Source organism: Pantoea sp. VS1 (assembly GCF_002207995.1).
Taxonomy (GTDB): Bacteria; Pseudomonadota; Gammaproteobacteria; order Enterobacterales; family Enterobacteriaceae; genus Pantoea; species Pantoea dispersa.
On the sequence record NZ_NHZE01000005.1, the window covers coordinates 223,109 to 247,577 of the forward strand.

Below are 24,469 nucleotides of genomic sequence, written 5' to 3' on the forward strand. Positions count from 1 at the left end.
TTTTTCCGCAATCGCAAAACTTCGTGTAAATTGCGCTTGCAGAGGTATGCGCCTTTGGTTAGTATTCACACCCGCTTCTGATGGGTGATGACGAGACTCCCCGTCAATATTGGTTGAAGCTTTAACTGTGCGGATAACGCGCAAGGAAACAGGTTGATTATGTACGAAGCTCTGTTGGTTGTTTTCCTTATTGTAGCGATTGGCCTCGTTGGTCTGATCATGCTGCAGCAAGGCAAAGGCGCTGATATGGGAGCCTCATTCGGTGCAGGCGCTTCTGGTACGCTGTTCGGTTCAACCGGGTCTGGTAACTTTATGACTCGCATGACCGCGGTACTGGCTACGCTGTTCTTCATTATCAGTCTGATTCTGGGCAACCTGAACAGTAATAAGACTTCCAAAGGAAGCGAGTGGGAAAACCTCAGCGCGCCGGCTCAGTCTCAACAGCAGACTCAGCCAGCTAAACCGGCCACGCCGGGCAATGATATCCCGCAGTAAGATCGTCAGCGCTAAAGCGACATCGTATCGTCGCAGTCAGTGAAGTGCCGAGGTGGTGGAATTGGTAGACACGCTACCTTGAGGTGGTAGTGCCCGATTGGGCTTACGGGTTCAAGTCCCGTCCTCGGTACCAAATCTCAGTATAACTTGCATTTTTCGCAAGATCGGCGTAATATTCGCCACGTTTTCGGACGCGGGGTGGAGCAGCCTGGTAGCTCGTCGGGCTCATAACCCGAAGGTCGTCGGTTCAAATCCGGCCCCCGCAACCACTTTCCCTTAGAGTTCTTTTTCAAATATACTGTATGCATCGACGGACGCATCCGCAGTCAGTTTTGAAAAAAATTCTGCTGGATGGTGTGCCGAAGCCGCATCGCGGCATACAGGGTCCAGTCACAAAAAGCCCCGAATTTTCGGGGTTTTTTGTTATCAGGAAATCGTAACACTGGGCTTTAGGCCCTTTTTTTATGTCTTGGGGGTGGGCTTGTCCACATTAGAGCAAAAGTTGACAGAGTTGATCTCTGCTCCGGTAGAAGCGCTTGGCTACGAATTGGTCGGTATCGAGTTCATTCGTGGTCGCACATCAACCTTGCGCATCTATATTGATAGTGAAGAGGGTATCAATGTTGATGATTGCGCCGATGTTAGCCACCAGGTCAGCGCTGTAATGGATGTGGAAGATCCTATTACGGTGGCTTACAACCTTGAAGTTTCCTCACCGGGTCTCGATCGCCCTCTGTTCACCGCGGAGCACTATGCGCGTTTCGCTGGCGAAGAGGTGAGCCTGGTACTGCGTATGGCCGTGCAGAACCGCCGTAAATGGCAGGGCATCATCAAGTCTGTCGAAGGCGAGATGATCACGGTAACCGTTGAGGGTAACGATGAAGTGTTCGCGCTGAGCAACATTCAGAAAGCGAACCTGGTCCCCCACTTTTAAAAGTCCGGATTGAGGCTAACCAGGATGAACAAAGAGATCTTAGCTGTAGTAGAAGCCGTTTCTAACGAAAAAGCCCTGCCGCGTGAGAAAATCTTCGAAGCGCTGGAGAGCGCTTTGGCCACTGCGACCAAGAAGAAGTATGAGCAGGAAATCGACGTGCGCGTCAGCATTGACCGTCGCAGCGGAGATTTCGACACCTTCCGTCGCTGGGTGGTTGTAGAAGAAGTCACGCAGCCAACGCGCGAGATCACGCTGGAAGCAGCACGCTTTGAAGATGAAGCCTTCAATCTGGGCGATTATGTTGAAGATCAGATCGAATCTGTCACCTTCGACCGTATCACCACGCAGACCGCGAAACAGGTTATCGTCCAGAAAGTGCGTGAAGCCGAGCGCGCGATGGTGGTCGATCAGTTCCGCGAGCAGGAAGGCGAAATCATCACCGGCGTGGTGAAGAAAGTGAATCGCGACAACATTTCACTGGATCTCGGCAACAACGCCGAAGCGGTGATTGTGCGTGAAGACATGCTGCCGCGTGAAAACTTCCGCCCGGGTGACCGTATTCGCGGCGTGCTGTATGCCGTGCGTCCGGAAGCGCGTGGTGCGCAACTGTTCGTTACCCGCTCCAAACCAGAGATGCTGATCGAACTGTTCCGCATTGAAGTGCCGGAGATTGGCGAAGAAGTTATCGAGATCAAAGCGGCAGCGCGCGATCCGGGTTCACGCGCCAAAATTGCGGTAAAAACTAACGACAAACGTATCGATCCGGTCGGTGCCTGCGTCGGTATGCGCGGTGCGCGCGTGCAGGCGGTGTCCAGCGAGCTGGGCGGCGAGCGTATTGATATCGTGCTGTGGGACGACAACCCGGCACAGTTCGTGATTAACGCCATGGCACCTGCCGATGTGGCGTCAATTGTGGTGGATGAAGACAATCACACCATGGATATCGCTGTTGAAGCCGGCAATCTGGCTCAGGCGATTGGCCGTAATGGCCAAAACGTGCGTCTGGCATCCCAGCTGAGCGGCTGGGAGCTGAACGTGATGACCGTCGATGATCTGCAGGCGAAGCATCAGGCCGAAGCCCATGCAGCGATCGATATGTTCACTAAACATCTCGACATCGACGAAGAGTTCGCCACCGTTCTGGTGGAAGAGGGCTTCTCTTCGCTGGAAGAATTGGCTTACGTGCCAATCAACGAGCTGCTGGAAATCGACGGCCTCGACGAAGAGACCATTGAAGCCCTGCGTGAACGAGCAAAAAATGCGTTAACCACCCTGGCATTAGCGAAAGAAGAGAGCCTTGGTAATCAGGAACCTGCTGAGGACCTGCTGAATCTTGAAGGCCTGGATCGTGCGCTGGCGTATCGCCTGGCGTCAAAAGGCGTTTGCACGCTGGAAGATCTCGCTGAGCAAGGTGTTGACGATCTGACAGATATTGAAGGGCTGGATGATGAGAAAGCCGGTGCGCTGATTATGGCTGCACGTAATATCTGCTGGTTCGGCGATGACGCGTAATAACAGGAAGGAACAGCATGACAGATGTAACCGTAAAATCGCTGGCCGCCGAAATTCAGACTCCGGTCGATCGCCTGGTACAGCAATTTGCTGATGCAGGGATCCGTAAGTCTGAAAACGACGCCGTATCCCAGCAAGAGAAAGAGACCTTACTGTCCCACCTGAATCGTGAGCACGGTCAGACCGGTTCAGGCAAACTGACGTTGCAGCGCAAAACGCGCAGCACCTTGAATATTCCAGGCACCGGGGGTAAAAGTAAGTCGGTGCAAATCGAAGTCCGCAAAAAGCGCACATACGTGAAAGGTGATGCCGACGCTGAGCAAGCTCAGGCGGAAGCAGAAGCCGAGGCGCAGCGTGAAGCGGAAGAGCAGGCGCGTCGCGAGGCTGAAGAACAAGCCCGTCGCGAAGCTGAACAAAAAGCGCAACGTGAAGCCGAAGAGAAAGCCAAGCGCGAAGCCGCTGACAAGGCTAAGCGTGAAGCAGCGGAAAATGAGAAAGTGACTAATCAACCTACCGACGAAATGACCAAGGCTGCGCAATCTGACAAAGCCCGTCGTGAAGCTGAAGCCGCCGAACTGAAGCGTAAAGCGGAAGAAGAAGCGCGCCGTAAGCTGGAAGAGAATGCGCGCCGCGCGGCGGAAGAAGCCCGTCGTCTGGCCGAAGAGAAAGCCGCTGAATGGGAAAAACCAGAGGAAGAAGATAAGGGCGACTACCACGTCACCACTTCAACTCATGCCCGTCAGGCAGAAGACGAAAACGATCGCGAAGTCGAAGGCGGTCGTGGTCGCACCCGCACCACCAAGGCAGCGCGTCCGGCCAAAAAAGGCAACAAGCACTCTGAAGCCAAAACTGACCGTGAAGAAGCGCGTGCTCAGGTACGCGGCGGTAAAGGTGGCAAACATCGTAAACCAAGCACGCTGCAGCAGGGCTTCAACAAACCTGCTCAGGCGGTGAACCGTGACGTCATCATTGGCGAAACCATCACCGTTGCCGAACTGGCCAACAAAATGGCGGTGAAAGGCTCGCTGGTTATTAAAGCGATGATGAAGATGGGTGCCATGGCAACCATCAACCAGGTTATCGACCAGGAAACCGCCCAGCTGGTGGCCGAAGAGATGGGTCACAAAGTGATCCTGCGCCGCGAGAACGAGCTGGAAGAAGCGGTAATGGACGATCGTGATACCGATGCTGCGCAGGAAAGCCGTGCGCCGGTCGTGACCATCATGGGTCACGTTGACCACGGTAAAACCTCGCTGCTGGACTATATCCGCTCCACCAAAGTCGCCTCCGGCGAAGCGGGCGGGATTACCCAGCATATCGGTGCGTATCACGTTGAAACCGATAACGGCATGATCACCTTCCTTGACACCCCGGGCCACGCCGCGTTTACCGCAATGCGTGCACGTGGTGCGCAGGCCACGGATATCGTTATCCTGGTGGTGGCGGCGGACGATGGCGTGATGCCGCAGACCGTCGAAGCTATCCAGCACGCGAAAGCGGCCGGTGTGCCGGTGGTCGTGGCCGTGAACAAGATCGATAAGCCAGAAGCCGATCCGGATCGCGTCAAGAACGAGCTGACCCAGTACGGTATCATTCCGGAAGAGTGGGGCGGCGAGAACATGTTCGTTAACGTCTCGGCGAAAGCCGGTACCGGTATCGACGACCTGCTGAACGCGATTCTGCTGCAGGCGGAAGTACTGGAGCTGACTGCGATTCGTCAGGGTATGGCGAGCGGCGTGGTGATCGAATCGTTCCTCGACAAAGGTCGTGGTCCGGTAGCGACCGTGCTGGTGCGTGAAGGTACGCTGAACAAGGGCGATATCGTACTGTGCGGCTTCGAATACGGCCGTGTGCGTGCGATGCGTGACGAACTGGGTCGCGAAGTGCTGGAAGCGGGTCCATCGATTCCGGTGGAAATCCTCGGCCTGTCCGGTGTGCCGGCAGCGGGTGACGAAGCGACCGTGGTGCGTGACGAGAAGAAAGCGCGTGAAGTGGCGCTGTATCGTCAGGGCAAATTCCGCGAAGTCAAACTGGCACGTCAGCAGAAGTCCAAGCTGGAAAACATGTTTGCCAACATGACCGAAGGCGAAGTGTCCGAGCTGAACATCGTCCTGAAGTCCGACGTACAGGGTTCTGTGGAAGCGATCTCCGACTCGCTGCTGAAACTCTCCACCGACGAAGTGAAGGTGAAGATTATCGGTTCTGGCGTGGGCGGTATCACCGAAACCGACGCCACCCTGGCTGCTGCGTCCAACGCGATCATCCTCGGCTTCAACGTGCGTGCTGATGCCTCTGCGCGTCGCGTGATTGACGCTGAAAACGTTGACCTGCGCTACTACTCCGTCATCTATAACCTGATTGACGAAGTGAAAGCAGCCATGAGCGGCATGCTGGCACCGGAGTTCAAACAGCAGATTATCGGTCTGGCCGAAGTCCGTGACGTGTTCAAGTCACCGAAATTTGGCGCGATTGCCGGCTGTATGGTCACCGAAGGCAACATCAAACGTCACAACCCGATCCGCGTACTGCGCGACAACGTGGTTATCTATGAAGGCGAGCTGGAATCTCTGCGTCGCTTCAAAGATGACGTCAACGAAGTGCGTAACGGCATGGAGTGTGGTATCGGCGTGAAGAACTACAACGACGTTCGCGTTGGCGATATGATCGAAGTGTTCGAAGTGATTGAAGTTAAACGCACCATCGAGTAATTGCTGGTCGATGTGATGCAATTTGGGAGGCCTCTGGCCTCCCGAATTATTTGGGAGAAATAGTATGGCGAAAGAGTTTGGTCGCCCACAGCGCGTGGCGCAGGAGTTGCAGAAAGAGATTGCGATCATCCTGCAGCGCGAAATCAAAGACCCACGTCTGGGTATGATGGTCACCGTGTCTGGCGTTGAGGTGTCACGCGATCTGGCGTATGCCAAAGTGTTCGTGACCTTCCTGAACGACCAGGATGAAGAAGCGGTGAAAAACGGCCTCAAAGCGCTGAAAGAAGCGTCTGGCTACATCCGTATTCTGCTCGGTAAAGCGATGCGTCTGCGCATCGTGCCGGAGCTGACCTTCTTTTACGATAACTCGCTGATTGAAGGGATGCGCATGTCGAATCTGGTGTCTAACGTGATCAGAAACGATGCTGAGCGACGGGGTGAAAGCCCGGCGGAAGACGACAAGGAGGACTGATGAGTCGTCCTCGTCGCCGTGGTCGCGATGTCCACGGTGTTTTCCTGCTGGATAAACACCAGGGCGCATCCTCTAACGATGTGCTGCAAAAAGTAAAACGCCTGTTTAATGCTAACAAGGCGGGCCATACCGGCGCGCTCGATCCGCTGGCCACCGGTATGCTGCCGATTTGTCTCGGCGAAGCCACCAAGTTTTCCCGCTATCTGCTGGATTCGGACAAGCGTTACCGCGTAATTGCCCGTCTGGGCCAGCGCACCGATACCTCCGATGCGGACGGCAATATCGTTGAAACGCGGCCGGTGACCTTCAGCCAGGCTGAGCTGGATGTGGCGCTGGAGAGCTTTCGCGGCGAGACGCTGCAGGTGCCTACTATGTTCTCGGCGCTCAAGTATCAGGGCCGCAAGCTGTACGAATATGCGCGCGAAGGCATCACCGTGCCGCGTGAAGCGCGACCGATTACCGTGTTTGAACTGCAGTTTATTCGCTGGCAGGGCGACGAGCTGGAGCTGGAAATCCATGTTTCCAAAGGTACCTACATTCGCACCATCATTGACGATTTAGGTGAGAAGCTCGGCTGCGGCGCACACGTGATCATGCTGCGCCGTCTGCAGGTGGCGCGCTACCCGATTGCGCGCATGATGACGCTGGAACAGCTGCAGACGCTGGCGGCGCAGGTTAATGCGGCGGAAACGCCGGATTACGCACCGCTGGACGCGTTGCTGTTGCCGATGGACAGCCCGGCGGAAGATTTTCCAGCGGTCAATCTGCCCACGCCGGTCGCGGCCTGGTTCAAACAGGGCATGCCGGTCCATGCGGAAAACGCGCCGGTTAGCGGGCTGGTGCGGGTGACCGAAGGCGATGAGCAGAAATTTATCGGCATGGCGGAAATCGCCGACGATGGCCGCGTGGCACCGCGTCGTCTGGTGGTGGAGTTTGCCGACTGACCGCGTATCACCGCTGGCCGTTACAGCGCATTTGCGTTGCTACCGGGCGAAGAGTAGAATAGCGCGGCTTTAAAAGCGGGCTGCTGAATTAGAGATCGGCACCCATACATTCATTTTTTACTGGAGTTTATTATGTCTCTAAGCGTAGAAGCTAAAGCAGAGATCGTTGCTAAATACGGTCGTGGCGCTAACGACAGCGGTTCAACTGAAGTTCAGGTTGCTCTGCTGACTGCTCAGATTAACCACCTGCAGGGTCACTTCTCTGAGCACAAGAAAGACCACCACAGCCGTCGCGGTCTGCTGCGCATGGTATCCCAGCGTCGTAAGCTGCTGGACTACCTGAAGCGTAAAGACGTTGCACGTTACACCAGCCTGATCGAAAGCCTGGGTCTGCGTCGCTAAGTCTGAAGAATCTGATCAACGATGTAGCGCATGCAGTATGCAAAAAACCGCATCTGGCGATCAGATTTGTGCGAGTTTCGCGAAAAGGGGGCCTTTATGGCCCCTTTTTTCGAGCAATCCGCAGCAATCCGGACCAAACTCATGTATTGTTGCTGAGAGTGATCTTTGCTTGCAGAGGTTCGCGCGGCTAATGAGAGGCTTTACCGCAGGGGCGGTTAAGGGTTGTCATTAGTCGCGAGGATGCAACTAAAGATCGGTAATCCCCGGCGGGCCGAGCAGGCTTTGCCACGAATTTAAGGACTTAAATTTTGCTGAACCCGATCGTACGCAAATTCCAATATGGTCAGCATACCGTCACGCTGGAAACCGGCATGATGGCGCGCCAGGCCACCGCAGCAGTAATGGTAAGCATGGACGACACCGCGGTATTCGTTACCGTCGTGGGCCAGAAAAAAGCCAAAGCCGGTCAGGACTTCTTCCCTCTGACAGTGAACTATCAGGAGCGTACTTACGCCGCTGGCCGTATTCCGGGCAGCTTCTTCCGTCGTGAAGGCCGTCCAAGCGAAGGCGAAACCCTGATTGCACGTCTGATTGACCGCCCGGTGCGTCCGCTGTTCCCGGAAGGTTTTGTTAACGAAGTACAGGTTATCGCGACTGTGGTATCCGTGAACCCGCAGGTTAACCCGGACATCGTTGCGATGATCGGTGCTTCTGCTGCGCTGTCACTGTCTGGTATTCCGTTCAACGGCCCAATCGGTGCGGCGCGCGTTGGTTACATCAACGATCAGTACGTGCTGAACCCAACCGCGGATGAGATCAAACAGTCTCGTCTGGATCTGGTGGTTGCCGGTACGCAGAATGCAGTGCTGATGGTGGAATCTGAAGCGGACATCCTGACCGAAGACCAGATGCTGGGTGCTGTGGTGTTCGGCCACGACCAGCAGCAGGTTGTGATTGAAAACATCAATGCACTGGTGGCCGAAGCCGGCAAACCACGCTGGGACTGGCAGCCAGAGCCGGCCAACGATGCGCTGATCGCACGCGTTGCCGCCCTGGCCGAAGCGCGCATCAGCGATGCGTACCGCATCACTGACAAGCAGGAGCGCTATGCGCAGGTTGGCGTCATCAAAGACGAAACCATCGCCGCACTGCTGGCTGAAGACGAAACGCTGGATGATGCCGAAATCGGTGACATCGTACACAGCCTGGAAAAGAACGTGGTGCGTACCCGTATCCTGAACGGCGAACCACGTATCGATGGCCGTGAAAAAGATATGATCCGTGGTCTGGACGTGCGCACTGGCGTACTGCCGCGTACCCACGGTTCTGCGCTGTTTACCCGTGGTGAAACGCAGGCGCTGGTCGCTGCCACCCTCGGTACCGCACGTGACGCACAGAATCTCGATGAGCTGATGGGCGAGCGTACTGACAGCTTCCTGTTCCACTACAACTTCCCTCCGTACTCCGTGGGCGAAACCGGTATGGTTGGCTCACCGAAGCGTCGTGAAATTGGTCACGGCCGTCTGGCGAAGCGTGGCGTGCTGGCAGTGATGCCTAAACAGGATGCGTTCCCGTACACCGTGCGCGTCGTGTCTGAAATCACCGAATCGAACGGTTCTTCTTCTATGGCTTCCGTGTGCGGTGCATCACTGGCACTGATGGACGCTGGCGTACCGATCAAAGCGGCCGTTGCCGGTATCGCGATGGGTCTGGTGAAAGAAGACGAGAAGTTCGTGGTGCTGTCTGACATCCTCGGCGACGAAGATCACCTCGGCGATATGGACTTCAAAGTAGCCGGTAGCCGTGAAGGTATCACCGCGCTGCAGATGGACATCAAAATTGAAGGTATCACTCGCGAAATCATGCAGGTGGCACTGAACCAGGCCAAGGGTGCGCGTCTGCACATTCTGAGCGTGATGGAACAGGCGATCAGCACGCCGCGTCAGGAGATCTCCGAGTTCGCGCCGCGCATCTACACCATCAAGATCAACTCAGACAAGATCAAAGACGTCATCGGTAAAGGCGGTTCAGTTATCCGTGCGCTGACCGAAGAGACCGGCACCACCATCGAAATCGAAGATGATGGCACCGTGAAGATCGCAGCGACCGACGGCCTGAAAGCCAAAGAAGCGATTCGCCGCATCGAAGAGATCACCGCTGAGATCGAAGTGGGCCGTATCTACGCCGGTAAAGTGACCCGTATCGTTGATTTCGGTGCCTTCGTGGCGATCGGCGGCGGTAAAGAAGGTCTGGTACACATTTCTCAGATCGCCGACAAGCGCGTAGAGAAAGTGACCGATTACCTGCAGATGGGTCAGGAAGTGCCAGTTAAAGTGATGGAAGTGGATCGTCAGGGCCGCGTTCGTCTCAGCATCAAAGAAGCGACAGAGCAGAAGCCAGCAGAAGAAACCGCTGCGGTGACGACGCCTGACGCCGAGTAAGCGTTTTTCCTGATCAGCCGCTCTCTGCCAGCTGGCGGGGAGCGGTGTTTGTATACCCGGAATGCGTGGCGCGCTGGTCAGCGTGTCAGTGCAGCTGAAGCAGGACGGGTATCATCGCGAGGGCGGGAACCCTTGTGCATAGCAGGCGGATGACAGGATGGTTATCCCAATGTTTGTATTCGGGAGTGGGAAATGAAGCCTTTTTTGCGCTGGTGTTTTGTTGCGACAGCTATCACGCTGGCAGGATGCAGCAACTCCAATTGGCGTAAGAACGAAGTTCTGGCAGTACCTTTGCAGCCCACACTGCAGCAAGAGGTTATTCTGGCGCGAATGGAACAAATTCTTGCCAGTCGGGCCCTGACCGATGATGAACGCGCACAGCTGTTATATGAGCGCGGAGTGTTGTATGATAGTTTGGGTCTGAGGGCACTAGCGCGGAACGATTTCTCGCAAGCGCTGTCTATCAGACCGGATATGCCGGAAGTGTTTAACTATCTCGGCATTTACTTAACGCAGGCAGGCAATTTTGATGCTGCCTATGAAGCGTTTGATTCTGTACTTGAGCTTGATCCAACTTACAACTATGCGCATTTAAACCGTGGTATCGCCCTCTATTACGGCGGTCGATACAAGTTAGCGCAAGATGATCTGCTGGCGTTTTATCAAGACGATCCTAACGATCCGTTCCGCAGCCTGTGGCTCTACCTCGTTGAACGCGAGATGGATGCCGACAAGGCAAAAGTGACGCTCCAACAGCGTTACGACAAGGCGGCTAAGGACCAATGGGGATGGAATATTGTCGAGTTCTACCTGGGCGACATCAGTGAAAAAACATTGATGGAACGTCTCAAGGCGGACGCAACGGATAACACCTCGCTCGCTGAACATCTCAGTGAAACCAACTTCTATTTAGGTAAGTACTACCTAAGTCTGGGGGAGAAGGACGACGCGAAAGCGTTGTTCAAACTGGCGGTGGCCAACAACGTCAATAACTTTGTTGAACACCGATACGCATTGTTGGAACTGGCGCAACTCGGCCAGACACAAGACGATTTATCAGAATCTGACCAGCAATAGCTGACGAACTTTTATTGCCTGATTTACCCGTAAAGTCATCGCCTGAACAGGTGAGGGCTTTTCTGTTCGTCAAAACTTCTAATTTGAGCCGGTTCACACTTTTTGATGAAAATGACTGAAAGTTTTCACGACGAGTTATGTAGACTGGCCGCCGCAATCTAAGAGGCACGTGTACTACATGACTGATATTCAAACCACTTTTGCTGATCTGGGCCTGAACGCCGACATCCTCGAATCACTGAACGGTATGGGCTACGTTAAGCCATCGCCAATCCAGGCTGAGTGTATTCCTCACCTGCTGGCGGGCCGTGATGTGCTGGGTATGGCGCAGACCGGTAGTGGTAAAACAGCAGCGTTCTCGCTGCCGCTGCTGAACAACGTTGATCCTTCTGTCCGCGCACCGCAAATCCTGGTGCTGGCGCCGACCCGCGAACTGGCGGTTCAGGTGGCTGAAGCGATGACAGAATTCTCTAAACACATGCGCGGTATTAACGTCGTGGCCCTCTACGGTGGCCAGCGTTATGACGTGCAGCTGCGCGCACTGCGCCAGGGGCCACAGATCGTGGTTGGTACCCCGGGCCGTCTGCTGGATCACCTGAAACGCGGTACCCTGGACCTGTCCAGCCTGCGTGGTCTGGTACTGGACGAAGCCGATGAAATGCTGCGTATGGGCTTCATCGAAGACGTTGAAACCATCATGGCGCAGATCCCGGAAGGTCATCAGACCGCACTGTTCTCTGCAACCATGCCGGAAGCGATTCGCCGTATCACTAAGCGTTTCATGAAGGATCCGCAGGAAGTGCGCATCCAGTCCAGCATCACTACACGCCCGGACATTTCTCAGTCTTACTGGACCGCTTACGGCCGTAAGTCTGACGCGCTGGTGCGCTTCCTCGAAGCGGAAGACTTCGATGCTGCCATCATCTTCGTGCGCACCAAAAATGCCACGCTGGAAGTCGCAGAAACGCTGGAGCGTAACGGCTACAACAGCGCCGCGCTGAACGGTGACATGAACCAGGCGCTGCGTGAGCAGACGCTGGAGCGTCTGAAAGACGGTCGTCTGGATATCCTGATCGCGACTGACGTTGCGGCCCGTGGTCTGGACGTTGAGCGTATCAGCCTGGTGGTTAACTACGACATCCCGATGGATGCCGAATCGTATGTACACCGTATCGGCCGTACCGGTCGTGCGGGTCGTGCTGGCCGTGCGCTGCTGTTCGTTGAGAACCGCGAGCGTCGTCTGCTGCGCAACATCGAACGCACCATGAAGCTGACTATTCCGGAAGTTGAGCTGCCTAACGCCGAGCTGCTGAGTCAGCGTCGTCTGGCGCAGTTCGCTGCGAAAGTTCAGCAGCAGCTGGAAAGCAGCGATCTGGATCAGTACCGTGCGCTGCTGGCTAAAATGCAGCCAGAAGAAGAGCTGGATATGGAAACGCTGGCCGCTGCACTGCTGAAAATGGCGCAGGGCGAACGTCCACTGATTCTGCCACCGGATGCACCACGTCCACAGCGTCGTGAATTCCGCGATCGCGATGAGCGTGGCGGCGACCGTCCACGTCGTGACAGCCGTGACAGCCGCGAAGGTGGCGATCGTCCACGTCGCGAACGTCGTGACGTTGGCGAAATGCAGCTGTACCGCATTGAAGTGGGCCGTGACGACGGTGTTGAAGTGCGTCACATCGTGGGCGCGATTGCTAACGAAGGCGACATCAGCAGCCGTTACATCGGTAACATCAAGCTGTTTGGTACTCACTCCACTATCGAGCTGCCAAAAGGCATGCCGGGTGAAGTCCTGCAGCACTTCACGCGTACGCGTATTCTCAACAAGCCGATGAATATGCAGCTGCTGGGCGATGCGCAGCCACACGAGCGCACCGAGCGTCGTGGCGGCGGTCGTGACTTCGGTGGTGAGCGTCGTGGTAACCGCGAGGGTGGCAACCGTGAAGGTGGCGCACCGCGTCGTTTCTCTGAGCGTCGCGAAGGCGGTCGTGAAGGCGGACGTTTCAGCCGTGAAGGTGGCCGTGGCCCACGTCGCGACGAAGGCGCAGCTGCACCACGTCGCCGTGATGCATAAGCGTTAATCGCTTAAAAATAAAAAGGACGCGCAAGCGTCCTTTTTTTATGTCTGTAACGCGGGCTTTACACGCCGCCGGCAATCAGCACCCGCTCACCGGTAACATAAGCCGACTCTTCCGACGCCAGAAACAGCGCCACCTGCGCCACATCCTCCGGCAGGCCAAAGCGTCCCAGCGGCGTGGCCGCGATCAGCTGCGCTTTAAATTCTGCATTCATTTTTTTCGCTGCCAGCAGTCCTTCGGTCAGAATGATGCCCGGTGCCAGCGCGTTGACGCGAATATTACGCGGGCCCAGCTCACGTGCCAGCCCCTGCGTTAAGGTATCGATTGCGCCTTTGGTCGCTGACCACAGTACCGAGCCGGGCAGGCTGCGCTGGCTGTTCAGCGCGCTGAGGTTGATGATACAGCCGCCGCGCGCCGGGAAATGCTGCGCCGCCTGCTGGCACACCAGCAGCGTACCGAGCAGATTGACGTTGAGCTGCTGCTGCATGTCGCTGACGCTGAGGCTGGCGAAGTCGCCATGGTGAAACATGCCGGCGTTGTTGACCACGATGTCTGGCGCGCCAAACTGCGCGATACTGCTGGCGAACAGGCGCTGCACGTCAGCTTCACGGGATATATCGGCCTGTACGGCGATGGCGTCGCTTCCCAGCGCGCAGATATCGGTCACCACATCCGCCGCGCCCGCTTCATCCTGACGATAATTCACCACCACCCGGGCGCCGGCCGCGGCGAAAGTCATGGCGATGGCGGCGCCAATGCCTTTCGACGCGCCCGTCACCAGCGCAATTTTGCCTTCAAGTGCTTGCATTGTGTCTCTCCACCTGAGATTTCGGGTGAGTAAAGCATGCGCTGTTGCCGCTTTGTGCGGTAGCGCAATCCTGCAAGCTTTTTGCACGATCCTGCAAATCTGTGGCGCAGGGACTAGGCGCAACCGCATCGGCAGGTAAGAATGGGGATTCAGTGATTTTTCATCGCGGAGTGCATAACGCATGATTCATCAGGAACAGTGGCAGCAGCTGGTGGCGATGATTGCCCGTCACGCGCAGCAGGATGGGCGTACCGCCAGCGCGATTGATTTTCTCTCTTTTGGCCGCAGCTCGCATCCCTCCAGCCTGGCGCACATTGCCAGCTGGGCGGGGTTTGCGCTGATGGCCCAGGGCCAGAAAGCACTGCGCATGGGCGATGATGTGATGCATTACGGGCCGGGCGATCTGCTGCTGGTCACCATGGACATGCCGGTGCAGTCCTGCGTGGTGCTGGCGACACCAGAAAAACCCTGTCTTGGCGTCGGCATCACCATCAACGAAGCGCGCCTGCTGCGCTATCTGGAGCATTTCCCGCCGCAGCAGATTGGCAGCGCTGCCCCCGAACGCAGCATTACCGTCCATAAAGTCGCGCCGCCGCTGGTGGATGCGGTGATACGGCTGGTGGCGCTGCTGGATCAGCCGCAGGATATCGCCGCGCTGGCTCCGCTGATTGAGCAGGAGATTTTCTATCGCCTGCTGACCGGGCCGGAAGGGCCGCGCATTCTGAACATGGCGCTGACCGAGCGCCCGGGCAACAAAGTGGCGCGCGCGGCGCGCTGGCTGCGCGAAAACTTTCATCAACCGCTGAAGGTGGATCAGCTGGCCAGCAGCGTTGGCATGAGCATTTCATCGCTGCACCATCACTTTAAAGCGGTTACGGCGATGACGCCGATGCAGTATCAGAAGCAGCTGCGGCTCAACGAAGCGCGCCGACTGATGATGATTGAGAAGCTGGATGCCGGGACGGCGGGCTACCGGGTGGGCTATCAGAGTGCGTCGCAGTTCAGCCGGGAGTACAGCCGTTTTTATGGCCAGTCACCGGCGCGCGATGTGCGCAAGATGGCGGTGGGGCCGGAAGGACTCTCCCCACCGCAGTAAGGCTTACAGCGTGCGTGCGGCTTCCATCGCCAGCGCGAACGAACGCAGGCGCGCCTGCGGATCGTAAATCTGGCCGTTGACCATGATCTCATCCGCCTGGGTTTCGCGCAGCAGCGCGGCAAGGCCGTGGCGCACTTTATCTTTATCGCCCACCACCGACATGCTCAGCGCCTGCTGCACGCCATACTGTTCGGACGGCGACCACAGGTTATCCATGTTCTCCACCGGCGCCGGCAGCGGGCCGGGCTTGCCGCGACGCAGATTAATGAACTGCTGCTGCATCGAGGTGAACAGGAAGCGCGCATCACGATCGCTGTCTGCCGCCACCACGTTGACACACACCATAGCGTAAGGTTTTGCCAGACGCGCAGAGGGCTGGAATTTTTCGCGATACAGGTGCAGCGCCTGCAACAGCAGGTCTGGCGCGAAGTGCGAAGCAAAGGCAAACGGCAGACCAAGCTGCGCCGCCAGCTGCGCGCTATACAGGCTGGAACCCAGCAGCCACACCGGAATTTTCAGCCCGAGGCCAGGCACCGGCTGCACCGGCGGATGCTCGCCCTCTTCGGCATCGAACCAGCGGATCAGATCGGCCACATCTTCCGGGAAGCTGTCGGCCTGGACGCTCGAAAGATGACGGCGCAGCGCCAGCATGGTGCGCTGATCGGAGCCGGGCGCGCGGCCCAGTCCGAGATCGATACGGCCAGGGTAGAGGGATTCCAGGGTGCCAAACTGTTCGGCAATCACCAGCGGTGCGTGGTTGGGCAGCATGATCCCGCCGGAGCCGAGGCGCAGCGTTTCGGTGTTAGCGGCGAGATAGCCAATCAGCACCGACGTTGCAGCGCTGGCGATGCCGGTCATGTTGTGGTGTTCGGCCAGCCAGTAGCGATGAAAGCCAAGGGCTTCAGCCTGACGCGCCAGCGCCAGCGAATTATGGAAGGCATCGCGCGCAGACGAGCCTTGCGGAATGGGGGCCAGATCCAGCACGGACAGGCGAACAGTTTTCTTCTCAGACATGGGTACTCCAGCAAAGGATGGCGCAGGTGATAAGTAAACCTGCACCAGTCAGTATTACGCATCATTACCCATATTAAAACTGCTAATAACGGCAGGAATATAGCCGGAATGTGCCTTTAACCGCCGCTATCCAGCGCCATTCCGGCCAGGCGGCGCCAGTAACCGTTGCTGTCGCTGCCGCGCGCCATCATCAGCGGCGCTTCACCCGCTTCGTTAGCGCGGAAGCGATCAACCTGTGCCAGCGTGCTCTCATCCTGCGGCGACAGGCGCACAATATCGATCCAGCCATGCATACCGGCAAGATCGTTGCCAAGGTTGTAACAGTAGCCGCTCATGGTCTGAATGCCGTTCAGGACAAATACCTGCTGGCCCTCCTGCGACAGCACGCGGCGCCCGGTGGGATAATCAATACAGCAGGTCTGGCAATCATCTTTGGCACGGTTTTCGGAACGCGCGGTAAAACAGCGCGCCGATAGCGCCAGCGGCAGATGGCCGTAGCCGAGCACTTCAACCTCAAACCGATCGCGCAGGCCAGCGTCATGGCACTGCTGCAACAGCTGAATCAGCCAGTCGCGTGACATCTCCACCGGCATGCACCAGCGCGTCATGCCCTCCTGCAGCAGCAGCTGGAGCGTCTGCGCGTTATACACATTCAGGGTAGGACCGGCGACAAACGGTAGTTTGCGCTCTGCCGCCATGTTCACGGTGCCGATATCGTTGGCTTCCAGTAAGAACTCACCGTTTTCAACATAGCGGCGCAGCTCTTTGACTTCCGAAGGGGACTGCAGCAGCGCCAGCGTGCTCAGCACCACCTGTTTGCCGCTGGCCGCCAGCGTGCGGCCCATCTCCATCCACTGACTGAACGCAGTGGCGCGGCGTTTGCTGCACACCGCTTCGCCAAGGTAGACAATCTCTGCGCTGCTCTCTGCGGCGCGCTGGTAAAACTGCTCCAGCGTGGCGGCTGGCCAGTACCACAGCACCGGGCCGATGGCATATTTCATACGGTCTCCTTATTGCCAGTCGCGGTGATAGGCGCCGAGCGTGGTCTGGCTGCCTTCAGAAAGTTCACCGAGCGCGCGCATCCACGGCGCCTGCACCGTGAACTGTTGCGGATCGGCCATACAGCGATCGATCGCCTGACGCCACACTTTCGCCACCTGTGCCACATAGGCCGGGCTGCGCTGGCGTCCCTCAATTTTCACCGAGGCGATATTGGCGCGCAGCAGCTCCGGCAGCAGCGCCAGGGTATTGAGGCTGGTGGGCTCTTCCAGCACGTGATAGCGCTGGTTATCCACCTCGTAGCGTCCTTTACACAGCGTCGGATAGCCCGCACTCTCATCGGCGGCGTAACGGTCAATCAGCACTTCGTTCAGGCGCGACTCCATGCCCTGTGCCGTCTGCTGCCAGCGCACAAATTTGGCCGGTGAACAGGCGCCCGCGCTGTTCGGCGACTCGCCGGTCAGCCACGACGAGAGATAGCAGCGGCCTTCGGCCATGATGCACAGGCTGCCAAAGGCGAACACCTCAAGCGGCACCGGCGTTTCGCGCGCCAGCTGCTTCACCTGGTGCATCGACAGCACGCGCGGCAGCACCACGCGGCTCAGCGCAAAGTGGCGGTGATAAAACTGAATGGCCTGCAGATTGGTAGCGGACGCCTGCACTGACAGGTGACGTTCAACCTGCGGATAGCGGCTGGCGGCGTACTCCAGCGTGGCGATATCGGCCAGAATCAGCGCATCGGCACCGTTCTGTGCGGCGACGTCAATGGCGCTTTGCCAGCGGTTAAGGCCGTCAGGATGGGCGAAGGTGTTGATCGCCACGTGCAGTTTACGCCGGTGCTGATGCAGGAAGCGCGCGGCTTCTGCCAGTTTCTTATCGGTAAAATTGAGGCCAGCAAAGTGGCGGGCGTTGGTGTCATCTTTCAGGCCGACGTACACCGCGTCAGCGCCGTGCTCCACCGCCGATTTCAGCGCAGGTAAATTCCCCGCCGGACACAGCAGTTCCATACAATTTCCTCCCCCGGATTCTGAACGCCGTTGAGTGTAAGGAAGCGCAGGTGCAGCAATGTTGATTTAAGGCAGTGAAAGCGGGATTGCCAGGGCGGAATGGAGAATTTTCGCACAGACGCGGGGCGATTTCCTTGATCCCGGTTGAGGCGAAAGCCGACGGATGTGGCAATATAGATAAAATTTTCTCAAGGGAGTGCAGCGCATGTTCGCACGCTTACGCGGCCTGTTAATTGAAAAAGGGCCGGAATTCCTCGCTTTACCGGTGTCGCTAACACCATTCGCCGTGAAAAAAACGGTTTTGCAACAACTCCTAAACTGGCAATTTCGTCATGCTTTGGCTGAAGGTGAGTTAGACTTTCTGCAAGGGCGCTATCTCGGCATTGAGATCGCGGACGTCAATCTGCGCTGGATCACCACGCTGCAGGACGGGCGCCTGACCGTTTCGCGCGATGCCGAAGCAGATGTCTGGTTTCGTGGCGAAGCCAACGATCTGCTGCTGGTAGCAGCACGCAAAGCCGACCCCGATATGTTGTTCTTTCAGCGCCGTCTGGTGATTGAGGGCGACACGGAGCTGGGACTGGAGGTGAAGAATCTGATGGATGCCATAGAACTGGACGCCATGCCCACGCCATTGCGCACGGGGTTGCTGCAGCTGGCTGCTTTTGTTGAGGCAGGAATGACACAGGACGCGAAGGCCGCTGAGGCGCGCGCGGGGATCTCATGTTGATTCGTACTGAAATTGGTGTGGACGCGGCAGGCATCGACAGCCTGTTAAAACGCAGTTTTGCCACCGCAGCCGAAGCGGAACTGGTACAGCAGCTGCGTGAAGACGGTTTACTCACGCTGGGCGTGGTGGCTACCGATGACGAAGGCCAGGTGCTGGGTTATGCGGCCTTCAGTCCGGTGACGTTGCAGGGCGAGGATCGTAACTGGGTGGCGCTGGCGCCGCTTGCGGTTGATGCCTCGGTACGCAGTCAGGGCATTGCTAAACAGCTGGTGTATGAAGGGCTCGATTCGCTCAATGAGTTCAGCTACAGCGCCGTGGTGGTGCTGGGCGATCCGCAGTTCTACAATCCGCTCGGCTTTGAGCCGGCGGCGCGTCACGGCCTGCACTGCCGCTGGCCCGGCAGCGAAGCGGCGTTTCAGGTGTATAAACTGGCGGACGATGCGTTCGATGGGGCAGAAGGGCTGATCGCCTTCTCGGCACCTTTCAATCGTATCGACTAAACCACGCCGTTAAGCAGGCCGGCTGCTGGGCAACCAGCAGCAGTTTCTGCGCCCGGCTCAGCTGTTTTACCTGATACTCCAGCCGGGAGGCCGCCGCGCGATCGCCGGCCGCGCAGTGAAACACCAGCGTCAGCGGACCTTTGCCGCGCAGCGCACGGGCTCCGCGCCCCTGCTGGTGCTGCTGCAGGCGACGGTTGACGTCAGTGGTGATGCCGGTATAAAGCATCCCGGCGGCGGTTTGCAGCATATACAGCTGCCAGCCCTGTTCCATTTACAAACCTCGTTCATGTGCTGGCGGGCAGTGTAACGCGCCTGCGGCCGCATCGCTATCAACGCACGGAGTTGCTCTTGTCTGACCATTCTCATCTGATTCGCTATCTGAAAAAGCAGCACGTGCTGTCGCTGTGTGCCAGCGACGGCGATGCGCTCTGGTGCGCCAACTGTTTCTACGTGTTCGATGAAGCGCGTATGGCGTTCTGGCTGATGACCGAAACCGATACGCGTCACGGCGCGCTGATGGCGCGGCATCCACGCGTCGCCGGTACGGTGAACGGCCAGCCGAAAACGGTGTTGCTGATTAAAGGCGTGCAGTATAGTGGTCGTATACAACTGACCGATGAGGCGCAGGCGCTGAAGGCCTATCAGTCGCGCTTTCCGGTGGCAAAAAAAGTCACCGCGCCGCTGTGGGAAATTACGCTGGATGAGCTGAAAATGACCGATAACGCGCTGGGGTTTGGCAAAAAGATTGTCTGGCAGCGTTAGCCCGGCACGCGCAGAGGCGCACCGGGCGACCGCCTTACGCTGCGTTCAGAATGCGCAGGGATTCGCGGTTAAACGCGGGCAGGTCTTCAGGCGTGCGGCTGGTAACCAGCTTGTCATCATCAACCACCACCTCTTTATCGTAAAAGTCCGCGCCGGCATTACGCAGATCGATGGCGATAGCTTTCACGCAAGTCATTTTGCGACCGCGCACACCGTTCGCGCTGATCAGCAGCTGCGGACCGTGACAGATGGCGAAAATCGGTTTGCCGCTGGCGACAAACTCTTTGGTGAAGGTGACAAAGCGATCGTCACCGCGCAGCGCGTCAGGCGAATGACCGCCGGGCAGCAGCAGCGCGTCGAACTCGGCCGGGCTGACATGGTCAATATCCTTGTCGATTTTGACTTCGGCTTTGCCCTGTTTTCCCTTCACGGTTTTGCCCGCCTGCATCTCAATAGTGACCACTTCATGGCCCGCTTTGGTGAAGGCCTCGGCTGGTGAGGTAAACTCTGAGTCTTCAAATTCATCGGTAATCAGAACCGCTATTTTCTTGCTCATCTTTCTCCTCCTTGCTGGTCACGCACCTGCTGTGCGTGACACGTTTCAACAGACAAGTCTGGACCCTGAGCGCGGAAACGCAAGCCAGCCGGCGCAGGCGGGATTGGTTAAATTCCGGAGACAGATCAAGTTTAAGCGTGACGACGCTGGCACACAGGCATAACCTGAATAACACTGTGGGATCTGCGTCGCGCCCTCCGCGCGGCATACGTTATTCAGTTGAATACGGAACCGGTTATGACCCAATTCGCCTCACCTGCACCAGCGGCCCGCTTCGCCTGGTGGAAACCGCTGCTGTTCCTCGCCGTGGTGCTTATCGGCCTGTGGTACGTTAAATGGCAGCCTTACTATGGCAAAGCCTTCACGGCTGCAGAAACCCATTCCATCGGCCGCTCTATTCTTGCCGATGCCGCAGATTCGCCATGGCGCGCCGCGCTGGATTACGCCATGGTCTATTTTCTCGCGGTGTGGAAAGCCGCGGTGCTCGGTGTGGTGCTGGGCTCGCTGGTGCAGGTGCTGATTCCGCGCCGCTGGCTGCTGCGCCTGATGGGCAGCAACCGGCTGGGGGCCACTCTTGTTGGCACCGGTTTTGGCCTGCCGGGCATGATGTGCAGCTGCTGTGCCGCGCCGGTGACCGTCGGCCTGCGCCAGGCGCAGGTTTCAAGCGGCGCGGCGATGGCGTTCTGGCTGGCGAATCCGCTGCTCAATCCGGCAACGCTGGTGTTTATGGGCTTTGTGCTCGGCTGGCAGTTTGCCGCCATTCGGCTGGTGGCGGGTGGGGTGACGGTGCTGGGCATTGCCATGCTGGTGCAGCGCAGCGTGCCGGAAACCGCCGTTGCCGCGCCGCTGTTGCCGCACGAAAGCCATGAACGGTTTGTGACGCGCTGGCTGCGCGTGATGTGGCGGCTGTTCTGTAACACCATTCCGCTCTACATCGTGGCGGTGCTGCTGCTCGGCGCCGCGCGCGTCTGGCTGTTTCCGCACGCGGACGGCGCGGTGGGCAATACGCTGTTCTGGGTAATGCTGATGGCCATCGCCGGCTGCCTGTTTGTGATCCCTACCGCCGCCGAAATCCCCATCGTGCAAACCATGATGCTGGCGGGCATGGGCATTGCACCGGCGCTGGCGCTGCTGGTGACGCTGCCCGCGGTCAGCGTGCCGTCGCTACTGATGCTGCATCGCGCGTTCCCGCCGCGCGCGTTGTGGATCGCCTTCTGCGGCGTGGCCGTCAGCGGCATGCTGCTCGGCATCCTCGCACTGTGGCTGGCGTAGATACCAGATAGTCTGATTGCGGCTGCCGCGCCACAGCAGCCGCGCATCTTTTTCCGCTTCGATGAAACGTCCATCAATCAGCACGTCGATTTCCGCAATCACTTCGCGCTGCGCCGCCGTCAGCTCCGCCAGGGTGTAGCCGGTCCACAGCCAGATATCTTTATCCGGACAGTCGCGCCGCACGCGCTTCACCAGCCGGCGAATATGCGGCACATTGTGCGGATGCAGCGGATCGCCGCCGCTCAGCGACAGCCCCTGACGTGGAATGCGTCGATCCTGCAGATCGGCAATCAGCTGCTCCTCCATGGCCAGCGTAAACGGCACGCCGGAGTCAGGCCGCCAGGTGCTCTGGTTGTAGCAGCCGCGACACTGATGTTCGCAGCCCGCGACGAACAGCGTGCAGCGCGTGCCGGGCCCATTCACGATATCCACATCGTAGTAGCGATGAATGTGCATCATCCCAGCTGTCCGGTATCAAGGTGTTTGACGCGGCGCTGCACCTCTTCCTGCTTGCCGGCGTTGAACGGCCGCGCATCCGGACTGCCAAGATAGCCGCAGACGCGGCGCGTGACCGAAACGCGCGCCGGATCGTGATTGCCGCAGCTCGGACAGGTAAAGCCTTTGCTGGTACAGCTGAATTCGCCGCTGAAGCCGCACTCGTAGCACTCATCGATCGGCGTATTAGTGCCGTAATAGGGCACGCGGTCATAGCTGTAATCCCACACATCCTCCAGCGCCCGCAGGTTGTGCTGAATGTTGGGGTATTCGCCGTAACAGATGAAGCCGCCGTTAGCGATGGCCGGGTAGGGCGCTTCAAAGTCGATTTTGTCGTAGGGATTGACCTTTTTCTCTACGTCGAGATGGAAGCTGTTGGTGTAATAGCCCTTGTCGGTCACGCCCGGCACTACGCCAAATTCGGCGGCATCAAGGCGACAGAAGCGATCGCACAGGTTTTCACTGGGCGTACTGTACAGGCTAAAGCCGTAGCCGGTTTCCGCTTTCCACGCATCCACCGCCTGGCGCAGATGCGTCACAATCGCCACGCCGGTTGCGCGCAGGTGCGCGGCATCATACGGATGCACGGCGTTGCCGCTTAGCGCGTTGAGTGTTTCATGCAGACCGATATAGCCCAGCGAGATCGAGGCGCGGCCGTTGCGAAAGATCTTGCCCACCTCGTCGTCCGCGTTGAGCCGTACGCCGCAGGCGCCTTCCATGTAAAGAATCGGTGCGACGCGCGCTTTGGTTTTTTCCAGCCGGGCAATGCGGGTCATCAGCGCCCGCTTCGCCAGCGCCAGACGCGCATCCAGCAACGTCCAGAAGCGGGCTTCGTCTCCCTGAGCTTCTAACGCAATGCGCGGCAGGTTGAGGCTGATCACGCCGATGTTGTTACGGCCCTCATGAATCTGCTCACCGTTTTCCTCGTAAACGCCGAGGAAGCTGCGGCAGCCCATCGGCGTTTTAAACGAGCCGGTGACTTCCACCACTTTGTCGTAGTTGAGGATATCCGGATACATGCGCTTGCTGGCACACTCCAGCGCCAGCTGTTTGATGTCGTAATTGATGTCGCCGGCGCGGCGATTGACGCCTTCACGAATGGCAAACACCAGCTTAGGAAACACTGCGGTTTTATGGTTTTTGCCCAGCCCGGCGATGCGGTTGCGCAGAATCGATTGCTGAATCAGGCGCGCCGCCCAGTCGGTGCCGAGGCCAAAGCCAAAAGTGACGAACGGCGTCTGGCCGTTGGCGGTGTGCAGCGTATTGACCTCGTACTCCAGCGACTGAAACGCGTCGTAGCACTCTTTTTCCGTGCGCGCGCGTGCGTAAGCTTCCACGTCAGCAATCTGCCATTCGCGGGCAATCTGGCGATGCTTGTCGAGACTGAGGGTGACAAACGGTGCCAGCACTTCGTCAATGCGGTTAATGGTGGTGCCGCCGTAAATATGGCTGGCGACCTGCGCAATGATCTGTGCCGTCACCGCGGTGGCGGTGGCGATGGATTTTGGCGGTTCAATCTCGGCGTTACCCATTTTGAAGCCGTGCGTCAGCATGCCGTGCAGATCGATCAGCATGCAGTTAAACATCGGGAAGAAGGGAGAGTAGTCGAGGTCGTGATAATGGATTTCCCCACGCTCGTGCGCCAGCACCACATCGCGCGGCAGCAACTGCTGCTGGGCATAATGTTTGGCCACGATGCCGGCCAGCAGGTCGCGCTGCGTCGGGATCACTTTGCTGTCTTTATTGGCGTTCTCGTTGAGCAGCGCCGCGTTGGTCTGTTCCACCAGGCCGCGAATGGCATGGTGCAGCTTGCCGCGCTGCTCGCGCGCCAGATCGCGGTCGTGACGGTATTCAATATAGGCGCGCGCCAGCTGCGGCCAGCGTCCGCTCATCAGCGCCTCTTCCACGGCACACTGGATGTCGCGAATATCGACCTCAGCCTGGGTTGCCAGCTGCGCGCTGACCTGCTGAGCGACCGTCGTGCACCAGGCCAGGTCGTCAACCTGGGCAGCCTGCGCGGCGGCCCGCACTGCAGCTTCAATGCGCCGGGCATCAAACGGCACCCTGCAGCCGTCACGCTTAATCACTACCGTTGCCATCTTCCCTTTCTCCGCTGGAAACTACATGTAGATAATTTTAAGGAGTGTAATCGCAACATGTGGTGTTT

The 24,469-nt window shown here is 57.9% G+C and carries 23 protein-coding genes, 2 tRNA genes and 1 pseudogene; 18 read left to right on the forward strand and 8 right to left on the reverse strand.

Features of this window, described 5'->3' with window-relative positions:
- The first annotated feature begins 159 nt into the window (after positions 1-159).
- From secG to CBW22_RS03465, 13 genes are all read left to right on the forward strand, one after another.
- Complete coding sequence (gene secG / locus CBW22_RS03410; protein WP_010617340.1) at positions 160-495, forward strand: preprotein translocase subunit SecG; 336 nt, start codon at positions 160-162, stop codon at positions 493-495.
- 46 nt (positions 496-541) lie between these two features.
- Positions 542-628: transfer RNA gene (locus CBW22_RS03415), tRNA-Leu, on the forward strand.
- 59 nt (positions 629-687) lie between these two features.
- Positions 688-764 (forward strand) — tRNA-Met (locus tag CBW22_RS03420).
- A gap of 212 nt (positions 765-976) precedes the next feature.
- Positions 977-1,429, forward strand: a complete 453-nt coding sequence (gene rimP / locus CBW22_RS03425) for a ribosome maturation factor RimP (RefSeq protein WP_031279732.1) — start codon at positions 977-979, stop codon at positions 1,427-1,429.
- A 24-nt stretch (positions 1,430-1,453) separates the two neighbouring features.
- On the forward strand, positions 1,454-2,941 hold the full coding sequence (gene nusA, locus CBW22_RS03430; RefSeq protein WP_021507703.1) for a transcription termination factor NusA: 1,488 nt from the start codon (positions 1,454-1,456) through the stop codon (positions 2,939-2,941).
- Positions 2,942-2,958: 17 nt separating this feature from the next.
- Positions 2,959-5,649: a translation initiation factor IF-2 gene (gene infB / locus CBW22_RS03435; RefSeq protein WP_021507702.1), complete on the forward strand. Its 2,691-nt coding sequence runs from the start codon at positions 2,959-2,961 to the stop codon at positions 5,647-5,649.
- Between the two features lie 64 nt (positions 5,650-5,713).
- Positions 5,714-6,121 (forward strand): 30S ribosome-binding factor RbfA, encoded by a 408-nt coding sequence (rbfA, locus tag CBW22_RS03440; protein WP_021507701.1) that lies wholly within the window; start codon positions 5,714-5,716, stop codon positions 6,119-6,121.
- On the forward strand, positions 6,121-7,065 hold the full coding sequence (gene truB, locus CBW22_RS03445; protein ID WP_088516029.1) for a tRNA pseudouridine(55) synthase TruB: 945 nt from the start codon (positions 6,121-6,123) through the stop codon (positions 7,063-7,065). The genes rbfA and truB overlap by 1 nt, the downstream gene beginning before the upstream one ends.
- Before the next feature lie 132 nt (positions 7,066-7,197).
- Entirely contained in the window at positions 7,198-7,467 is a 270-nt protein-coding gene (gene rpsO / locus CBW22_RS03450; RefSeq protein ID WP_010615981.1) for a 30S ribosomal protein S15, read from the forward strand.
- 308 nt (positions 7,468-7,775) lie between these two features.
- Positions 7,776-9,908 (forward strand): polyribonucleotide nucleotidyltransferase, encoded by a 2,133-nt coding sequence (gene pnp, locus CBW22_RS03455; protein WP_058770684.1) that lies wholly within the window; start codon positions 7,776-7,778, stop codon positions 9,906-9,908.
- Between the two features lie 192 nt (positions 9,909-10,100).
- Complete coding sequence (gene nlpI / locus CBW22_RS03460) at positions 10,101-10,985, forward strand: lipoprotein NlpI (protein ID WP_021507697.1); 885 nt, start codon at positions 10,101-10,103, stop codon at positions 10,983-10,985.
- A 105-nt stretch (positions 10,986-11,090) separates the two neighbouring features.
- The gene (gene yrbN / locus CBW22_RS26915; RefSeq protein WP_098053093.1) at positions 11,091-11,147 is read left to right on the forward strand and encodes a protein YrbN; all 57 of its coding nucleotides are present in this window, start codon (positions 11,091-11,093) and stop codon (positions 11,145-11,147) included.
- A 16-nt stretch (positions 11,148-11,163) separates the two neighbouring features.
- Positions 11,164-13,059, forward strand: coding sequence for a DEAD/DEAH family ATP-dependent RNA helicase (locus CBW22_RS03465; RefSeq protein WP_088516030.1), 1,896 nt, complete (start codon positions 11,164-11,166; stop codon positions 13,057-13,059).
- Positions 13,060-13,124: 65 nt separating this feature from the next.
- Here the strand turns inward: CBW22_RS03465 and CBW22_RS03470 are convergent, their stop codons facing one another.
- Positions 13,125-13,871 carry an SDR family NAD(P)-dependent oxidoreductase gene (locus CBW22_RS03470; RefSeq protein WP_021507695.1) on the reverse strand — a complete coding sequence of 249 codons (747 nt, stop codon included), beginning with the start codon at positions 13,869-13,871 and terminating at the stop codon, positions 13,125-13,127.
- A gap of 181 nt (positions 13,872-14,052) precedes the next feature.
- On the opposite strand from CBW22_RS03470, the gene CBW22_RS03475 reads away from it, so the two are divergent.
- The gene (locus CBW22_RS03475; RefSeq protein WP_058770683.1) at positions 14,053-14,967 is read left to right on the forward strand and encodes an AraC family transcriptional regulator; all 915 of its coding nucleotides are present in this window, start codon (positions 14,053-14,055) and stop codon (positions 14,965-14,967) included.
- A 3-nt stretch (positions 14,968-14,970) separates the two neighbouring features.
- Here CBW22_RS03475 and CBW22_RS03480 read toward each other — a convergent pair whose 3' ends face one another.
- The 3 genes from CBW22_RS03480 to ubiU form a co-directional block, all read right to left on the reverse strand.
- Positions 14,971-15,981, reverse strand: coding sequence for a luciferase-like monooxygenase (locus tag CBW22_RS03480; RefSeq protein ID WP_088516031.1), 1,011 nt, complete (start codon positions 15,979-15,981; stop codon positions 14,971-14,973).
- 116 nt (positions 15,982-16,097) lie between these two features.
- Complete coding sequence (locus CBW22_RS03485) at positions 16,098-16,982, reverse strand: U32 family peptidase (RefSeq protein WP_058759572.1); 885 nt, start codon at positions 16,980-16,982, stop codon at positions 16,098-16,100.
- A 9-nt stretch (positions 16,983-16,991) separates the two neighbouring features.
- Positions 16,992-17,987, reverse strand: a complete 996-nt coding sequence (gene ubiU / locus CBW22_RS03490; protein ID WP_058759571.1) for a ubiquinone anaerobic biosynthesis protein UbiU — start codon at positions 17,985-17,987, stop codon at positions 16,992-16,994.
- Positions 17,988-18,192: 205 nt separating this feature from the next.
- Here ubiU and ubiT point away from each other — a divergent pair, with 205 nt between their 5' ends.
- The gene (gene ubiT, locus CBW22_RS03495; protein ID WP_058759570.1) at positions 18,193-18,717 is read left to right on the forward strand and encodes a ubiquinone anaerobic biosynthesis accessory factor UbiT; all 525 of its coding nucleotides are present in this window, start codon (positions 18,193-18,195) and stop codon (positions 18,715-18,717) included.
- Complete coding sequence (locus tag CBW22_RS03500; RefSeq protein WP_021507689.1) at positions 18,711-19,217, forward strand: GNAT family N-acetyltransferase; 507 nt, start codon at positions 18,711-18,713, stop codon at positions 19,215-19,217. The genes ubiT and CBW22_RS03500 overlap by 7 nt, the downstream gene beginning before the upstream one ends.
- Here CBW22_RS03500 and CBW22_RS03505 read toward each other — a convergent pair.
- Positions 19,201-19,488, reverse strand: a complete 288-nt coding sequence (locus CBW22_RS03505) for a GIY-YIG nuclease family protein (RefSeq protein ID WP_021507688.1) — start codon at positions 19,486-19,488, stop codon at positions 19,201-19,203. The genes CBW22_RS03500 and CBW22_RS03505 overlap by 17 nt on opposite strands.
- Positions 19,489-19,565: 77 nt before the next feature.
- Here CBW22_RS03505 and CBW22_RS03510 point away from each other — a divergent pair, with 77 nt between their 5' ends.
- A complete protein-coding gene (locus tag CBW22_RS03510) occupies positions 19,566-19,979 on the forward strand; it encodes a YhbP family protein (RefSeq protein WP_088516032.1) in 414 nt (137 codons plus the stop codon).
- 34 nt (positions 19,980-20,013) lie between these two features.
- Here the strand turns inward: CBW22_RS03510 and CBW22_RS03515 are convergent, their stop codons facing one another.
- Positions 20,014-20,535 (reverse strand): type 1 glutamine amidotransferase domain-containing protein, encoded by a 522-nt coding sequence (locus CBW22_RS03515; protein ID WP_021507686.1) that lies wholly within the window; start codon positions 20,533-20,535, stop codon positions 20,014-20,016.
- A 237-nt stretch (positions 20,536-20,772) separates the two neighbouring features.
- On the opposite strand from CBW22_RS03515, the gene CBW22_RS03520 reads away from it, so the two are divergent.
- On the forward strand, positions 20,773-21,807 hold the full coding sequence (locus CBW22_RS03520; RefSeq protein WP_088516033.1) for a permease: 1,035 nt from the start codon (positions 20,773-20,775) through the stop codon (positions 21,805-21,807).
- Here the strand turns inward: CBW22_RS03520 and nrdG are convergent.
- Positions 21,802-22,266 (reverse strand): annotated as a pseudogene (gene nrdG, locus CBW22_RS03525) (anaerobic ribonucleoside-triphosphate reductase-activating protein); the annotation flags it as partial. The gene CBW22_RS03520 and the pseudogene nrdG overlap by 6 nt on opposite strands.
- A complete protein-coding gene (nrdD, locus tag CBW22_RS03530; protein ID WP_088516035.1) occupies positions 22,263-24,401 on the reverse strand; it encodes an anaerobic ribonucleoside-triphosphate reductase in 2,139 nt (712 codons plus the stop codon). The gene nrdD and the pseudogene nrdG, both read right to left, overlap by 4 nt.
- Positions 24,402-24,469 lie beyond the last annotated feature (68 nt).

What these genes read in the sequence shown, in the direction of transcription:
- nlpI (WP_021507697.1), top strand. Translation starts at nt 10,101, where the DNA reads ATGAAGCCTTTTTTGCGCTGGTGTTTTGTTGCGACAGCTATCACGCTG.
- nrdD (WP_088516035.1), bottom strand. Translation starts at nt 24,401, where the DNA reads ATGGCAACGGTAGTGATTAAGCGTGACGGCTGCAGGGTGCCGTTTGAT.
- CBW22_RS03465 (WP_088516030.1), top strand. Translation starts at nt 11,164, where the DNA reads ATGACTGATATTCAAACCACTTTTGCTGATCTGGGCCTGAACGCCGAC.
- rbfA (WP_021507701.1), top strand. Translation starts at nt 5,714, where the DNA reads ATGGCGAAAGAGTTTGGTCGCCCACAGCGCGTGGCGCAGGAGTTGCAG.
- CBW22_RS03505 (WP_021507688.1), bottom strand. Translation starts at nt 19,488, where the DNA reads ATGGAACAGGGCTGGCAGCTGTATATGCTGCAAACCGCCGCCGGGATG.
- CBW22_RS03480 (WP_088516031.1), bottom strand. Translation starts at nt 15,981, where the DNA reads ATGTCTGAGAAGAAAACTGTTCGCCTGTCCGTGCTGGATCTGGCCCCC.
- nusA (WP_021507703.1), top strand. Translation starts at nt 1,454, where the DNA reads ATGAACAAAGAGATCTTAGCTGTAGTAGAAGCCGTTTCTAACGAAAAA.
- CBW22_RS03520 (WP_088516033.1), top strand. Translation starts at nt 20,773, where the DNA reads ATGACCCAATTCGCCTCACCTGCACCAGCGGCCCGCTTCGCCTGGTGG.
- CBW22_RS03475 (WP_058770683.1), top strand. Translation starts at nt 14,053, where the DNA reads ATGATTCATCAGGAACAGTGGCAGCAGCTGGTGGCGATGATTGCCCGT.
- CBW22_RS03515 (WP_021507686.1), bottom strand. Translation starts at nt 20,535, where the DNA reads ATGAGCAAGAAAATAGCGGTTCTGATTACCGATGAATTTGAAGACTCA.
- secG (WP_010617340.1), top strand. Translation starts at nt 160, where the DNA reads ATGTACGAAGCTCTGTTGGTTGTTTTCCTTATTGTAGCGATTGGCCTC.
- CBW22_RS03470 (WP_021507695.1), bottom strand. Translation starts at nt 13,871, where the DNA reads ATGCAAGCACTTGAAGGCAAAATTGCGCTGGTGACGGGCGCGTCGAAA.
- CBW22_RS03500 (WP_021507689.1), top strand. Translation starts at nt 18,711, where the DNA reads ATGTTGATTCGTACTGAAATTGGTGTGGACGCGGCAGGCATCGACAGC.
- ubiT (WP_058759570.1), top strand. Translation starts at nt 18,193, where the DNA reads ATGTTCGCACGCTTACGCGGCCTGTTAATTGAAAAAGGGCCGGAATTC.
- CBW22_RS03485 (WP_058759572.1), bottom strand. Translation starts at nt 16,982, where the DNA reads ATGAAATATGCCATCGGCCCGGTGCTGTGGTACTGGCCAGCCGCCACG.
- truB (WP_088516029.1), top strand. Translation starts at nt 6,121, where the DNA reads ATGAGTCGTCCTCGTCGCCGTGGTCGCGATGTCCACGGTGTTTTCCTG.
- ubiU (WP_058759571.1), bottom strand. Translation starts at nt 17,987, where the DNA reads ATGGAACTGCTGTGTCCGGCGGGGAATTTACCTGCGCTGAAATCGGCG.
- rpsO (WP_010615981.1), top strand. Translation starts at nt 7,198, where the DNA reads ATGTCTCTAAGCGTAGAAGCTAAAGCAGAGATCGTTGCTAAATACGGT.
- infB (WP_021507702.1), top strand. Translation starts at nt 2,959, where the DNA reads ATGACAGATGTAACCGTAAAATCGCTGGCCGCCGAAATTCAGACTCCG.